Consider the following 14,053-nt stretch of genomic DNA (forward strand, 5'->3'; position numbering starts at 1 on the left):
GCCCACCCGGGGGGACGCCAGCGGCCCGGCCGCTACCAGGGCAGCGGCTACCAGGGCAGCGGGTGGGCCAGGCTGCGGGCGACCACCTGGTCCAGCGCGGCGGCGGTGCCGGCGACGTCCAGCCGGGAGTTGTCGATGATGGTCAGCCCGGAGCCGTACCAGCCGGCCATCCTGCCGTGGATCCGGGCCACCTCCTCGTCCGCCAGCCGGCGGACGCCGGACCGCTCGGCGTTGCGGGCCAGCACCACGTCCAGGCCAGGCAGCAGCACCACCGGCAGCAGGGCCGGGCCGACGTGGCGCTTCCAGCCGCCGAGGCCGATCGCCGGGCGGTCGGGGAAGACCGCGTCGTCGATGATGCAGGAGATGCCGTTGGCGAGGTAGTTGCGGGCGGCGAAGCCGCAGGTGCGGCGGGCCAGCCGGTACTGGGCCTCGGACTGGTCGTTCCAGCCCTCCTGCGGGTTGGCGAAACCGGCCCTGACCCACTCGCGGACGTCGTCCAGGCTGATGTGCGCGGTCGGGCTGCCCCGGTGGTCGGCCCAGTACCGGGCGACCGAGGTCTTGCCGGCCCCGGCCGGGCCGATCAGCAGCACCGCGACCGGGCCCTGCGGCTGGGGGTGCGGCTGCGCCGCACCCGGCGGCGGCGCGTCGGGCATGGCGAAGTGGCCGGTGGCGGCGCTCTCCGGGACGGCGCGCAGTTGCAGGGTGGCCCGGGGCGGTCCGGGCGTGGGCTCGGGCAGACTGCCCGGGTAGTGCCCGTCGCTCACCGCGCCCACCTCCTGCCGTACCGCTCCCTGTGCTGGCCAGACCCTACCGTGCTGATGCCCTCAAACCAGAGCGCGCAATGCCAACTCGTAGGAGCCGATCCCGAATCCGGCGATGGTGCCGGAGGCCACCGCGGAGATCACCGAGGTGTGCCGGAACTCCTCCCTGGTGTGCGGGTTGGAGATGTGCACCTCGATCAGCGGCGCGGTGCGCTGCGAGGCCGCGTCCCGCATCCCGTACGAGTAGTGGGTGAAGGCGCCGGGGTTGATCACCACCGGCAGCTTGCCGTCGGCCGCCTCGTGCAGCCAGCGGATCATCTCCCCCTCGTCGTTGGTCTCGCGGACCTCGACCTCCAGGCCCAGCTCCTTGCCGAGCGCGGTGCAGCGCTCGACCAGTCCGGCGTAGGAGGTGGAGCCGTAGACATCGGGCTCGCGGCTGCCGAGACGGCCCAGGTTGGGGCCGTTCAGCACCAGCACCCGCTGGGGAGTGCTCACTTGGCGACCTCGGCGTAGGCGGCGACCAGCAGGGTCGGGTCCGGGGCCTCCAGCACGGTCGGCTTGGCCAGGCCGTCCAGGACGATGAAGCGCAGCATGTCGGCGCGGGACTTCTTGTCCAGCTTCATCGTCTCCAGCAGCTTGGGCCAGGCGTCCGCCTGGTAGGTCAGCGGCAGGCCGACCGAGGCCAGCACCGCTTTGTGCCGGTCGGCCGTGGCGTCGTCCAACCGCCCGGCCAGCCGCCCGAGTTCGGCGGCGAAGACCATGCCCACGCTGACCGCCGCGCCGTGCCGCCACTTGTAGCGCTCATTGCGCTCGATGGCATGCGCCAGGGTGTGGCCGTAGTTGAGGATCTCCCGGCGGCCGGACTCCTTGAGGTCGCCGGAGACCACCTCGGCCTTGACCTTGATGGAGCGTTCGATCAGCTCGGCGGTGTGCGGCCCGGCCGGGGTGGTCGCGGCCTCCGGGTCGGACTCGACCAGGTCCAGGATCACCGGGTCGGCGATGAAGCCGGTCTTGATCACCTCGGCCAGCCCGCTGATGTAGTCGTGGCGCGGCAGCGACTCCAGCGTGGCCAGGTCGGCCAGCACCCCGGCCGGCGGGTGGAAGGCGCCGACCAGGTTCTTGCCCTCGGCGATGTTGATGCCGGTCTTGCCGCCGACGGCCGCGTCGACCATGCCGAGCAGCGTGGTCGGCATGGCGATCCAGCGGATCCCGCGCAGCCAGGACGCGGCCACGAAGCCGGCCAGGTCGGTGGTGGCCCCGCCGCCCACGGCGACGATCACATCGGTCCGGGTGAAGCCGGTCTGCGCCAGCACCGACCAGCAGTACGCGGCGACCTCGGCGGACTTGGCCTCCTCCGCGTTGGGCACCTGCAGCGCGATGGCCTGGTAGCCCTGCGCGGCCAGGTCGTCCCTGATCGCCTCACCGGTCGCGGCCAGCGCCTCCGGGTGCACCACGGCGACCCGCTGGGCGGCCGTCCCGATCAGTCCGGCCAGCTCGCCGAGCAGCTGGTGGCCGAGCAGCACGTCGTACGGCGCGGTGCCGGCCGTGCCGCCGACCCGGATCCTTTTGGTGTCCTGCCCCGCGGTGGGGTGAGTCTCCGTCATGCCTTCTCCAGCTCAAGGGCGTTGAGGACGGCCTCGGCCACCTGATCGGGCGTCAGGCCGTCGGTGGCCACCACGGCGCGGGCGACCTCGGTGTACAGCGGGCGGCGCTGCTCCATCAGTTCGCGCCAGCGGGCCCGGGGGTTGCCGATCAGCAGCGGACGCGGGGCGTCCAGGCCGACCCGCTTCACCGCGTCGTGCAGGGTGACGTCCAGGAACACCACCGCGTGGCCGTCCAGCAGCGCCCGGGTCTGCTCGCGCAGCACCGCGCCGCCGCCGAGCGACAGCACCCCCTGGTGCTCGGACAGGGCGGCCCGCACCGCCTCCGCCTCCAGCGCGCGGAAGTGGGCCTCGCCCTCGTCCACAAAGATGTCGGCGATCGGCTTGCCGCTCAGGGCCACGATGTCGGCGTCGGTGTCGCGCAGGACCACGCCGAGCCGGGCCGCCAGCAGCGCGCCGACGGTGGACTTGCCGGAGCCGGGCGGGCCGACCAGCACCGCCGCGGGCCCGGACCTGACCGCGCTCATCGGACGATCAGGTGGTCGAGGTACCCCTGGACGTTGCGCCGGGTCTCGCTGACGTTGTCGCCGCCGAACTTCTCGTTGACGGCGTCGGCCAGCACCAGCGCGACCATGGCCTCGGCCACGATCCCGGCGGCCGGGACCGCGCAGACGTCGGAGCGCTGGTGGTGTGCCTTGGCGACGGCGCCGGTGCGCACGTCGATGGTGGCCAGGGCGCGCGGGACGGTGGCGATGGGCTTCATCGCGGCCCGGACCCGGAGCAGCTCGCCGGTGGAGAGCCCGCCCTCGGTGCCGCCGGAGCGGCCCGAGGTGCGGCGCACCCCGTCCGGTCCGGGCACGATCTCGTCGTGGGCCTTGGAGCCCGGCACCCGGGCCAGCTCGAAGCCGTCGCCGACCTCGACGCCCTTGATCGCCTGGATCCCCATCAGCGCGGCGGCCAGCCGCGCGTCGAGGCGGCGGTCCCAGTGCACGTGCGAGCCGAGGCCGACCGGGACGCCGTAGGCCAGCACCTCGACCACCCCGCCGAGGGTGTCGCCGTCCTTGTGGGCCTGATCGATCTCGGCGACCATCCGCTTGGCGGCGTCCGCGTCCAGGCAGCGCACCGGGTCCTCGTCCAGGCGGGCCTCGTCGGCGGGGACCGGGACCACCCCGGCCGGGGCCTTGGCGGCGCCGAGCTCGACCACGTGCGAGACCAGCTCGATGCCGCAGGTCTCCCTGAGGTAGGAGCGGGCCACCGCGCCGAGGGCGACCCTGGCCGCCGTCTCCCTGGCGCTGGCGCGCTCCAGGATCGGCCGGGCCTCGTCCAGCGAGTACTTCTGCATCCCGGCGAGGTCGGCGTGGCCGGGGCGGGGACGGGTCAGCGCCTCGTTGCGAGCCAGCCCGCCCAGGATCTCCGGGTCGACCGGGTCGGCCGACATGACCTGCTCCCACTTGGGCCACTCGGTGTTGCCGACCATCACCGCGACCGGGCTGCCCATGGTCAGGCCGTGCCGGACCCCGCCGAGGAAGGTGACCTGGTCCTGCTCGAACTTCATCCGGGCGCCGCGCCCGTAGCCGAGCCGCCGCCGCGCCAGCGCGTCCGCGACCGCCGCGGTGGTGATCGGGACGCCGGCCGGGAGGCCCTCCAGCGTCGCCACGAGTGCGGGGCCGTGCGACTCCCCCGCCGTAAGCCAGCGCAAGGTACCCAACGGTGCTCCTCAAAGATCCGGACAGGTCGGGTTCGATCCTCCCACGCCGGGTGCCGCAGCTCAGAATTGTCCAGCTTCCGGACGCGCCGCGGAAGCGCCGGAATCACCCCGCCAGAGCCGCCTGACCTGCGGCGCGCATCGCGGCGAGCGGGGCCGGGGTGACGCCGGTGAACAGCTGGCACTGCAGCACCGCCTGGTGCACCAGCAGGTCCAGACCGCCGAGCACGGTGCCGCCGCGCCGCGACCAGGCGGCGGCCAGCGCGGTCGGCCAGGGGTGGTACAGCACGTCGAACAGCGCCCCGGGCGACGGCGGCACCGCGTCGGCGAGGTGGTCGGTGGCGCCGACCGGGGTGGTGGAGACGGTCAGCGGGGTGCGGAAGGCCTCCGCCGCCCGCTCCCAGGGGGCGGTGGCCACCTTGACGCCGATCCGGTCGCCCAGGTCCCGCATCTGCGCGGCCCGCTCCGGGCCGCGGACATAGGCGGTGATCTCCCCGGTGCAGACCTGCCCGAGGGCGGCCAGCGCCGAGGAGGCGGTGGCGCCCGCGCCCAGCACCGCGGCCGAGTCGACCTCGGCCACCCCGCGCTCGCGCAGCGCGGCGACCAGGCCGGGGACGTCGGTGTTGTCCCCGGTGCGCCGGCCGTCGGCGGTGAAGCACACCGTGTTCACCGCGTCCACGGCCAGCGCCAGCTCGCTGACCTGGTCCAGCAGCGGGATCACCACCCGCTTCAGCGGCATGGTCAGCGAGAGTCCGGACCAGCCCTGGCCGGCCACGTCCAGCTGTTCCAGGAACCCGGGCAGCCCGGCCTCGTCCACCTCGAAGCGGTCGTAGCGCCACTCGGTCAGCCCCAGCGCCGCGTAGGCGGCCCGGTGCAGCACCGGGGACAGCGAGTGGGCCACCGGCGACCCCAGCACGGCGACGCGCATCAGGTGCACGCCCCGGCGACCGGGTCGAAGCCCTGGTGGTGCGCGGTGCAGTACTGCTTCACATAGCCCTTGAACTGGTCGAAGGTCTCGGTGAACTGGGTGTTGCTGGGCGTCATGGCGATGAAGTAGGCCCAGTTCCCCGGCGTCGGGTTGAGCACCGCCTGCACCGCCGCGTCACCGGGGTTGCTGATCGGGCCGGGCGGCAGCCCCTTGTTGATGTAGGTGTTGTAGCCGCCCGCGCTGTCGCCGTCCTTCTGGGCGTTGGTGAAGTGGGTGCTCTTCAGCGCGTACTGCAGGGTGGTGTCCAACTGCAGCTTGCCCTGGGTGTCCTGGGTGTTGAGGCGGTTGTAGAGGACCCGGGCGATCTTCCCGAAGTCCTTCTGGTTGTTGCCCTCGGCCTGCAGGATGCTCGCCTCGATCAGCACCTGGTAGCCGGAGCTCAGCTTCACCGCCGAGGCGCCGGAGTTCATCCCGAGCGCGTCGAACTTGGCGGTCGCGGTGGCCACCATCTGCTTCAGCATGTCGTCCGGCTTCATGCCCTTGGAGACCGAGTAGCGGGCCGGCCAGAGGAAGCCCTCGATATTGCCGTGGGCGAAGGCGGGCAGGCCCAGCTTGGCCACGTCGGCCTTGGCCGCCGCCGCGGTGGCGCCCTTGGCCAGGCCCAGCTTGGTGTCGATCAGCGGGTAGATCTTGGCGGCCTGCATGCCCTCGGGGATGATCAGCGCGTCGCCGCCGTTGGCCTTCACCAGGTAGTCCACCGCGTTGGCCGCGGACATCTTCAGCGGCATGGTGTAGGCCCCGGGCTGGATGCCCTGCGCCTTGGAGTTGTCGTTGTAGGCGTTGACGAACGCCTGCACGCTGGCGACCACGCCGTCGGCCTTCAGGGTCTGGCCGATGTTGGTGCCCACGTCGCCGTCCTTGACGATGACCGACACCGATCCGGTGCCCGCGCCGGTGTAGTCGGCCGGGGGCCCGAAGTGCTTCTGGTACTCGCCGTAGCCGAAGTAGCCGATGCCGCCGAGCATGGCCAGGATCAGCAGCGAGATGCCCAGGCAGGCGCCGCTGCTGCGCTTGCGCTCGCTGCGGCCCTGCTGCTTGCGGCGGCGCTCGCCGGAGCGGCTGTCGTCCTCGGCGGCGAGGAAGGGCTGGTACTCCTCCTCGGCGTCGCCGTCCTCGTGCGGGGCGGGCTGCCGCTGCTCCTGGTAGACCGGCGCTTCCTCGGCCGGCTCCGGGTAGGACTGCTGCTCCGCCTCCAGGGCGGCGGCCTCGGCCTCCCAGTCGATCCCGTCCGGGCCCAGCACGGGCCCGGGGGCGGGCTGCTGCGGCTGGGGCTGCCGGGGTTGCTGCGGCTGGGGCTGGGGCTGCTGGGGATATCCCTGCTGCGGGTAGCCGGGCTGCTGGGGCTGCGGGTACCCCGGCTGCTGCGGCTGCGGATAGCCCTGCTGGGGATAGCCGGGCTGCTGGTATCCGGGCTGCTGGGGATAGCCCGGCTGCTGCACCGGGTACTGCCCGGTCCCGTACGGGTCCTGGGACGCCTGCGGACCGCGCCACCCGGGCGGCGGCTGCTGCGGGTATCCGACGGAGCCCGTGTGGGGACCGGGGCCGCCCTGTTGCGGCTGCCCCTGGCTCCATGGTTCGGTTCCGTAGCCCCGGCCCTGGTCGGTCATGCTTCCCCTTGGACGACGTGGCGACCGGCATCCCCTCCGGTCGGACGGGACCTCCCCGCCGACGATCGAACCGGCGTGCCATCAGCTCGCCGTGAAGCGGAACGTTACCCTAAGGCACCACGGGCCCCGTGCCGCAATAGGACAAATCATCCGATTCCTCCGCTTGAGAAGGCGGCACCGCGCCGATCGTATGACCTAGGTCACCCCTCCGGCCCAACGCCTGACGGGTCGACAGGCTGCCCGGGCGGGCGACCGGTCGACTTCTCCCGCTCCAGCGCGCTCTGCAGGATCACCACGGCGGCGGCCTGGTCGATCACGGAGCGTCCCTTCTTGGAGTTCCGCCCCGCGGCCCGCAGCCCCTGGGCCGCGGTGACCGTGGACATCCGCTCGTCCACCAGCCGCACCGGGACCGGCGCCGGTCCCGCGGCCAGCCGGGCCGCCAGCTCGCCCGCGTAGCGGCGGACCTTGGCGGCGGCCGGGCCCTCGCCCCCGTTCATCGAACGGGGAAGGCCGACCACCACCTCGACCACCTGGTACTCCTCGGCCAGCGCGACCAGCCTGGCCAGGGACTTCCCCCCGGCCGGCACGGTCTCGACCGGGGTGGCGAGCATCCCGTCCGGGTCGCTGGAGGCCACCCCGATCCGGGCGTCGCCCACGTCCACGCCGATCCGCCGCCCGCGCCGGAAGCCCGGCCCCTGGGCGGGTGCGCCGCTCACGCCCGACCGACCTCGTCGCGCACCGCGGCGACGGCCCGGTCCACCGCGGACGGGTCGGTGCCGCCGCCCTGGGCCACGTCGTCCTTGCCGCCGCCGCCCCCGCCGAGGGTCTTGGCCGCGGTGCGGACCAGCGCGCCGGCCTTGATCCCGCGACCGCGGGCCGCCTCATTGGTGGCGATCACGGTCAGCGGACGGCCGTTCACCACGCTGAACACCGCGACCACCGCGGGACGGTCGCCGCCGGCCGCGGCGAGCCGGGCCCGCACGTCCAGCACCAGCTTGCGCAGGTCGTCGGCCGACGTACCGTCAGGCACCCGGGCGGCCACCAGCGCGGTGCCGGCCAGGTCCTCGGCCTGGGCGGCCAGACCGGCCGCGGCCTGCAGCACCTTCTCGGCGCGGAAGCGGTCGATCTCCTTCTCCGCCTCCTTGAGCTTGCCGAGCATCCCGGCGATCTTCTCCGGGAGCTCCTCGGGACGGCCCTTGACCAGCTCGGTCAGCTGCGAGACCACGGTGTGCTCACGCGCCAGGAACTTGTACGCGTCCACGCCGACCAGCGCCTCGACCCGGCGCACACCCGCGCCGATCGAGGACTCGCCGAGCAGCTTCACCAGGCCCAGCTGGGCGGTGTTGGCCACATGGGTGCCGCCGCACAGCTCCTTGGAGTAGTCGCCGATGCTGACCACCCGCACCGCGTCGCCGTACTTCTCGCCGAACATGGCGATGGCGCCCTGCTTGCGGGCCTCGTCCATGGTCAGGATCTCGGCGGTGACGTCCAGTTCGCGGGCCAGCACCTCGTTGATCTTCTGCTCGACATCGGTCAGCACCGAGCCGGGGATGGCGGTCGGCGAGCCGAAGTCGAAGCGGAAGCGGCCGGGGGCGTTCTCCGAACCGGCCTGGGCGGCGGTCGGGCCCAGCGCGTCGCGCAGCGCCTGGTGGGTCAGGTGGGTGGCCGAGTGGGCCCTGGACACCGCGCGGCGGCGGTCCGCGTCCACCTGGGCGTGCGCGGCGGCGCCGAGGACGACCTCGCCGACCAGCACGCTGCCCTTGTGCACGGTCAGGCCCTTGACCGGCTGCTGCACGTCGCGGACCTCGACCACCGCGCCGGAGTCGAACCGGATCCGGCCGTGGTCGGCGAGCTGGCCGCCGCCCTCGGCGTAGAAGGGGGTGCGGTCTAGGATGACCTCGACCTCGTCGCCCTCGGTCGCGGCCGGCGCCGGCACCCCGTCCACCAGCAGGCCGACCACGCTGGCCTCGCCCAGGGTGGAGGCGTAGCCGGTGAAGTCGGTGGTGCCGGAGCGGTCGGCCACCTCGCGGTAGGCCGTCACATCGGTGTGGCCGGTCTTCTTGGCCCTGGCGTCGGCCTTGGCCCGGTCCCGCTGCTCCTTCATCAGACGGCGGAAGCCGTCCTCGTCCACCGAGACGCCCTGCTCGGCGGCCATCTCCAGAGTCAGGTCGAACGGGAAGCCGTAGGTGTCGTGCAGCTGGAACGCCTTGTCCCCGGACAGCACGGTGCTGCCGGCCGAGCGGGTGTCGCCCACCGCGGTCTCCAGGATCGCGGTGCCGGCCTTCAGGGTCTGGTTGAAGCTGGCCTCCTCGCCCAGGGCGACCGTCTCGATCCGCTTGCGGTCGGTCTCCAGCTCCGGGTACTGCCGGCCCATGGTGCTGATGACGGTGTCGACCAGCTCGCCGACCACCGGGCCCGGGGCGCCGAGCAGCCGCATGTTGCGGATCGCACGGCGCATGATCCGGCGCAGTACGTAACCGCGGCCCTCGTTGCCGGGGGTGACCCCGTCGCCGATCAGCATCACCGAGGTGCGCATGTGGTCGGCGACCACGCGCAGCGACACGTCCGAGCCGTGGGCCGCGCCGTACTGGACCCCGGTCAGCTCGGTGGCCTTGTCGATCACCACGCGCAGGGTGTCGGTCTCGTACATGTTCTGCACGCCCTGCAGGATCATCGCGAGGCGTTCCAGGCCGAGGCCGGTGTCGATGTTCTGGGCCGGGAGGTCGCCCAGGATCGGGAAGTCCTCCTTGCCGTCGCCCGCGCCGCGCTCGTACTGCATGAAGACCAGGTTCCAGATCTCCACGTAGCGCTCGTCGTTGACGGCCGGGCCGCCCTCGGCGCCGAACTCCGGGCCGCGGTCGTAGTTGATCTCGGAGCAGGGGCCGCAGGGTCCGGGGACGCCCATGGACCAGAAGTTGTCCTTCTTGCCCAGCCGCTGGATCCGCTCGGCCGGGACGCCGATCTTCTCGCGCCAGATCGTCTCGGCCTCGTCGTCGTCCAGGTAGACGGTGATCCAGAGCTTGTCCGGCTCCAGGCCGTAGCCGCCGTCCTCGACCGAGGAGGTGAGCATGTCCCACGCGTAGCGGATCGCCCCCTCCTTGAAGTAGTCGCCGAAGGAGAAGTTGCCGCACATCTGGAAGAAGGTGCCGTGCCGGGTGGTCTTGCCGACCTCCTCGATGTCCGGGGTGCGGACGCACTTCTGCACGCTGGTGGCGCGCTTGAAGGGCGGCTTGACCTCGCCGAGGAAGTAGGGCTTGAACGGCACCATGCCGGCCGGGACCAGCAGCAGCGTCGGGTCGTCTGCGATCAGCGACGCCGAGGGGACCACGGTGTGGCCGCGCTCCTCGAAGAATCGCAGCCAGCGGCGGCGGATCTCAGCCGACTCCATTACAGGTCCTCATTCCGGTTGTACGGGGTGATATCAGTAGAAGTAGTAGCGGGCGCGGCGGGCTGGATCTCCACCCGTCTCCGCACCTGTCCGCGCAGTACCGGCGCGTCCGACCCGGTGGCCAGCACACTGCCGTCCAGGCCGAGTTCGCGGTTGAGCTCCAGCTCGCGCTGCAGCATTCCGGCGCGCACCTCGCCCGCGAAGGAGCGTACGGCTCCGCCGAGGTCGACCGCGCCGCGGGCGGCGCTGTCGGCCAGGCTGCCCGGGGTGATGCTGCGGGCGACCTGCTGGGCCTTGTGGTAGGTCCACACGGTCGCGCCCGCGCCCACCGCCATCCAGAACATCCGGCGCATCGGCCTCAGCCCTTCTTGAGCAGTCGGGCGAAGACGCCGCGCCGCGCCGTGGCGGACCGCACCTCGGCCCTGACCATCCGGGCGATCAGCTCACGCTCGGTCTGGTGCGGGATGTGCCGTTCGGGCTGCCCGGCGGAGCGCTGCTTGGCGACCGCGCTGCGCACGCCGTAGCTGAACGCGGAGAGCTTGACCAGCGGGCCGCCGAGGGTGGCGGCCACGGTGGAGGAGAGCGCGTTGGCGTTGGCGGCGGCGTCCTGGACGTTGGCGGTGATCTCGTCCACCCGGGCCAGCTGGTCGTTGGCGGCGCGCAGGGTCTCGGCGGCCTCGTCCAGCAGCGGCACGGTGCGGTCGGCGACCGCGGCGACCAGGGCGGTGGCCTCGCGCAGCGCGGCGGCGAGCCGGACCAGGACGACCGCGAGCAGGGTGACCAGCACCGCCCAGAACACGGCGACGACGAGGCCCGCGACCTCTCCACCGGACACCTTGGCTCCCTCGCTCGCCCATCGTTCCCGCGGCCTTACCACGGTCCGCGCCGCTGTGTGCGCCACGTGCAGGAACCCTATCGCGCCGGGCCCCTCTCCTCGGACCGCACCACCCGGCGCCGCGGCCCGCACTACCGTCGTCCCGAGGGGCCCCGCCGGACCGACCGCCAGGCACGAACCGGTACGTAACCGACCGGCGCGACCGCTCGTTAGACCGAACGGGGGGAGTGCCCTCGTACGCCCACAGGGGGATCGATGTCCAGCAGTGCCCGCGGGAACCTCCCGGCCGAGACCACCGCCTTCGTCGGCCGGTCCACCGAACTGGCCGAGGCTCAGCGGTTGTTGAGCAGTGCCCGGCTGGTCACCGTGGTCGGCCCCGGCGGAGTCGGCAAGAGCCGGCTCGGCCTGCGCGCGGCGGCCCTCGCCGCGACCGGGCCGAACGACGGCGCCTGGGTGGTGGAGTGCTCCCTCGTCAGCGATCCGGCCCTGCTCGGACACGCCGTCACCGAGGCGCTGCGGCTGACCGACGGCACCGCCCGCCCGCCGGTCGAGGTCTTGGTCGAGCAGTTGCGCGAGCGCGAGCTGCTGCTGGTCCTGGACGGCTTCGAACACCTGGTGGACGCCGCCGCGACGCTGGTCGCCCAACTGCTGGCCGCCGTCCCCGGGCTGCGGGTGCTGGCCACCGGACGGCAGCCGCTGGGCGTGCCGGGCGAGCACCTGCTGCAGGTGCCGCCGCTGCCGGCGGACAGCCCCGAGGCGCAGGCGGTGCAGCTCTTCGTCCAGCGGGCCGCGGCGGTGCTGCCGGGATTCCGGCTCACCCCCGCCAACGCCGAGGCGGTCGCCGCGCTGTGCCGCCGCCTGGACGGGATCCCGCTGGCCCTGGAGCTGGCGGCCGGACGGCTGCGGGTGCTCTCGGTCGAGCAGATCACCGAGCGGCTGGACGACCGCTTCCGGATCCTCACCGGCGGCGCCCGCACCGCGCTCCCCCGGCACCAGACCATGCGCACCGCCGTCGGCTGGAGCCATGAGCTGTGCACACCCGCCGAGCGGCTGCTCTGGGCCCGGATCTCGGTCTTCGCCGGGGGCTTCGACCTGGACGCCGCCGAGTACGTCTGCTCCGGGGACGGGCTGCCCGCCGACGACGTGCTGGACCTGCTGTCCGAGCTCGTCGCCAAGTCCATCGTGATCCGGGACGTCCTGCCCGACGACGGCGCGGGCGACGAGGCCGACGCCGGCCGGGGCGGCGAACAGGGCGGGGTGCGCTACCGGCTGCTGGACACCCTGCGCGAGTACGGGGCGCGCTGGCTGCGCGAGGCCGCGGACGAGCAGCGGCTGCGCCGCCGCCACCGCGACTGGTACCTCGGGCTGGCCACCTGGGGCGAGATCGAGTGGTTCAGCGCGAGACAGGCCCAGACCGGCGACCGCACCCACCGCGCGCACGCCAATCTGCGGGTCGCCCTTGACTACTGCCTCACCGAGCCCGGCGAGGAGCAGCTCGGCCTGTTCCTGGCCGGGACGCTCTGGTACTTCTGGGTCGGCTGCGGGCACCTCAGCGAGGGCCGGCACTGGCTGGACCGGGCACTGGCGCTGTCCGGCGAACCCACCGAGGCGCGGGCCAAGGCGCTGTGGGTGACCGGCTACATGGCCACCCTGCAGGGCGACCTGGTCCGGGCCCGTCCCGCGCTGGAGGAGTGCCGCCGCCAGGCCCTGGAGACCGGGGACGACCGGGCGCTCGCCTACGCGGTGCACCGGCAGGGCTGCGCCGCCCTGATCGGCGATGAACTCCCGCGCGCGGCCGAGCTGTTCGAGGAGGCGCTGTGGCACTACGAGAAGCTCGGCGAGCTCAACAGCAATGTGGTGATGGCCATGTTCGAACTCGGCCTGGCCATGATCTTCCAGGGCGACACCGCGGGCGGTGAGGTCTGGATGTCCAAGGTGCGGGACATCTGCGAGGAGTTCGGCGAGCAGTGGGCCTACGCCTACGGCCTTTTCGCCGTCGCCTACTCGGAATGGATCGGCGGCGACCTGCGCAGCGCCCGGCGGCACGCCCGGGAGTGCGTGCGGCTGAGCCACGGCTTCCGGGACCTGGTCGGGGTGGTGCTGGGGATCGAGGTGCTGGCGCTGCTGGCCACCGAACCCGCCGACGACGGCACGGCCGGCGACCTGGGCGAGGCCCGGCTGCTGCAGGGCGCGGCGCACAGCATCTGGCGCTCGGTCGGCGTCCCGCTGTTCGGCTCCCGCAGCTTCAACGCCGCCCACCTGGCCTGCGAGGTGCGGGTGCTGGCCGAACTGCCGGAGCAGGACGCGGCCGAGTCGTTCCGCCGGGGCACCCTGCTCGACCTGGACGCGGCGGTCGCCCGCGCGCTGCAGAGCGCCGGCGGATCCGGCGGCGGCGCCACCCCCGACGGCGGCGTACCCGGCCCCCGCCCGGTCCCCAGCTGCCCGCGCAGCCCGGCCCCGGCGGACGCGTAGAACGCACTGGGCCCCTGCCGTCCGAGGACGGCAGGGGCCCAGCGGGAGCTACCCGCGGATCAACGCGAGTAGTACTCGACGACGAGCTGCTCGTCGCAGATGACCGGAACCTCGCGACGCTGCGGCGCGCGGTCCAGACGGAAGGCCAGGGCCTTCAGGTTGACCTCGAGGTACTTCACGGTCGCACCCTCACCCGCGTTGCCACCCTCACGGGCGACCTGGAACGGGGTCTTCTCCTTGGAACGGTCACGGACCGTCACCACGAAGCCGGGCTTCAGCTGGAACGAGGGACGGTTGACCTTGCTGCCGTTCACCTCGATGTGGCCGTGGACGACCATCTGGCGGGCCTGGTAGATGGTGCGGGCGATGCCCGAACGCAGCACCAGGGAGTCCAGACGGGTCTCCAGCTCGCTGATCAGCGCCTCGCCGGTCTTGCCCTCGACCTTGCGGGCACGGTCGAACGCGCGGGCCATCTGGGTCTCGCTCAGGTCGTACTGAGCGCGCAGGCGCTGCTTCTCGACCAGACGGACCTTGTAGTCCGAGTTCTGCTTGCGCCCACGGCCGTGCTGGCCGGGCGGGTAGGGGCGGGCCTCGAAGTACTTGACGGACTTCGGGGTCAGCGGAATGCCCAGCGCACGGGCAATCTTGACCTTGGGGCGCTTCTGGTTCGTCACGAACCGAACTCCTTTGAATGGA

General features: G+C 72.9%; 13 protein-coding genes. 1 reads left to right on the forward strand and 12 read right to left on the reverse strand.

The window, feature by feature from the left end:
- Positions 1–47: 47 nt before the first annotated feature.
- The 11 genes from ACEZDG_RS00280 to ACEZDG_RS00330 form a co-directional block, all read right to left on the reverse strand.
- Complete coding sequence (locus ACEZDG_RS00280; protein WP_380500884.1) at positions 48–764, reverse strand: AAA family ATPase; 717 nt, start codon at positions 762–764, stop codon at positions 48–50.
- Positions 765–824: 60 nt separating this feature from the next.
- Entirely contained in the window at positions 825–1,256 is a 432-nt protein-coding gene (aroQ, locus tag ACEZDG_RS00285) for a type II 3-dehydroquinate dehydratase (protein WP_380500886.1), read from the reverse strand.
- Positions 1,253–2,365: a 3-dehydroquinate synthase gene (gene aroB, locus ACEZDG_RS00290; RefSeq protein ID WP_380500889.1), complete on the reverse strand. Its 1,113-nt coding sequence runs from the start codon at positions 2,363–2,365 to the stop codon at positions 1,253–1,255. Before aroB ends, aroQ begins: the two co-directional genes overlap by 4 nt.
- Positions 2,362–2,889 (reverse strand): shikimate kinase, encoded by a 528-nt coding sequence (locus ACEZDG_RS00295; RefSeq protein WP_380500890.1) that lies wholly within the window; start codon positions 2,887–2,889, stop codon positions 2,362–2,364. Before ACEZDG_RS00295 ends, aroB begins: the two co-directional genes overlap by 4 nt.
- Positions 2,886–4,070: a chorismate synthase gene (aroC, locus tag ACEZDG_RS00300; protein WP_380500892.1), complete on the reverse strand. Its 1,185-nt coding sequence runs from the start codon at positions 4,068–4,070 to the stop codon at positions 2,886–2,888. The genes ACEZDG_RS00295 and aroC overlap by 4 nt, the downstream gene beginning before the upstream one ends.
- A 103-nt stretch (positions 4,071–4,173) precedes the next feature.
- The gene (locus ACEZDG_RS00305) at positions 4,174–4,995 is read right to left on the reverse strand and encodes a shikimate dehydrogenase (RefSeq protein ID WP_380500894.1); all 822 of its coding nucleotides are present in this window, start codon (positions 4,993–4,995) and stop codon (positions 4,174–4,176) included.
- Positions 4,995–6,662 carry an endolytic transglycosylase MltG gene (mltG, locus tag ACEZDG_RS00310; RefSeq protein WP_380500896.1) on the reverse strand — a complete coding sequence of 556 codons (1,668 nt, stop codon included), beginning with the start codon at positions 6,660–6,662 and terminating at the stop codon, positions 4,995–4,997. Before mltG ends, ACEZDG_RS00305 begins: the two co-directional genes overlap by 1 nt.
- 200 nt (positions 6,663–6,862) lie before the next feature.
- Positions 6,863–7,378, reverse strand: coding sequence for a Holliday junction resolvase RuvX (gene ruvX / locus ACEZDG_RS00315; protein WP_380500898.1), 516 nt, complete (start codon positions 7,376–7,378; stop codon positions 6,863–6,865).
- The gene (gene alaS, locus ACEZDG_RS00320; RefSeq protein ID WP_380500900.1) at positions 7,375–10,050 is read right to left on the reverse strand and encodes an alanine--tRNA ligase; all 2,676 of its coding nucleotides are present in this window, start codon (positions 10,048–10,050) and stop codon (positions 7,375–7,377) included. The genes ruvX and alaS overlap by 4 nt, the downstream gene beginning before the upstream one ends.
- The gene (locus ACEZDG_RS00325) at positions 10,050–10,403 is read right to left on the reverse strand and encodes a hypothetical protein (RefSeq protein WP_380500902.1); all 354 of its coding nucleotides are present in this window, start codon (positions 10,401–10,403) and stop codon (positions 10,050–10,052) included. The genes alaS and ACEZDG_RS00325 overlap by 1 nt, the downstream gene beginning before the upstream one ends.
- Before the next feature lie 5 nt (positions 10,404–10,408).
- Positions 10,409–10,885: a DUF948 domain-containing protein gene (locus ACEZDG_RS00330; RefSeq protein ID WP_380500904.1), complete on the reverse strand. Its 477-nt coding sequence runs from the start codon at positions 10,883–10,885 to the stop codon at positions 10,409–10,411.
- Positions 10,886–11,140: 255 nt separating this feature from the next.
- Between ACEZDG_RS00330 and ACEZDG_RS00335 the strand changes: the two genes are divergently transcribed.
- Positions 11,141–13,357, forward strand: coding sequence for an ATP-binding protein (locus ACEZDG_RS00335; RefSeq protein WP_380500906.1), 2,217 nt, complete (start codon positions 11,141–11,143; stop codon positions 13,355–13,357).
- A gap of 59 nt (positions 13,358–13,416) precedes the next feature.
- Here the strand turns inward: ACEZDG_RS00335 and rpsD are convergent, their stop codons facing one another.
- Positions 13,417–14,031 carry a 30S ribosomal protein S4 gene (gene rpsD / locus ACEZDG_RS00340; RefSeq protein ID WP_380500908.1) on the reverse strand — a complete coding sequence of 205 codons (615 nt, stop codon included), beginning with the start codon at positions 14,029–14,031 and terminating at the stop codon, positions 13,417–13,419.
- Between the last annotated feature and the right edge of the window lie 22 nt (positions 14,032–14,053).

The organism is Streptacidiphilus alkalitolerans (genome assembly GCF_042511045.1).
Classification (GTDB): Bacteria; Actinomycetota; Actinomycetes; order Streptomycetales; family Streptomycetaceae; genus Streptacidiphilus; species Streptacidiphilus alkalitolerans.

What these genes read in the sequence shown, in the direction of transcription:
- ACEZDG_RS00305 (WP_380500894.1), bottom strand. Translation starts at nt 4,995, where the DNA reads ATGCGCGTCGCCGTGCTGGGGTCGCCGGTGGCCCACTCGCTGTCCCCG.
- ACEZDG_RS00295 (WP_380500890.1), bottom strand. Translation starts at nt 2,889, where the DNA reads ATGAGCGCGGTCAGGTCCGGGCCCGCGGCGGTGCTGGTCGGCCCGCCC.
- alaS (WP_380500900.1), bottom strand. Translation starts at nt 10,050, where the DNA reads ATGGAGTCGGCTGAGATCCGCCGCCGCTGGCTGCGATTCTTCGAGGAG.
- ACEZDG_RS00325 (WP_380500902.1), bottom strand. Translation starts at nt 10,403, where the DNA reads ATGCGCCGGATGTTCTGGATGGCGGTGGGCGCGGGCGCGACCGTGTGG.
- mltG (WP_380500896.1), bottom strand. Translation starts at nt 6,662, where the DNA reads ATGACCGACCAGGGCCGGGGCTACGGAACCGAACCATGGAGCCAGGGG.
- aroB (WP_380500889.1), bottom strand. Translation starts at nt 2,365, where the DNA reads ATGACGGAGACTCACCCCACCGCGGGGCAGGACACCAAAAGGATCCGG.
- ACEZDG_RS00335 (WP_380500906.1), top strand. Translation starts at nt 11,141, where the DNA reads ATGTCCAGCAGTGCCCGCGGGAACCTCCCGGCCGAGACCACCGCCTTC.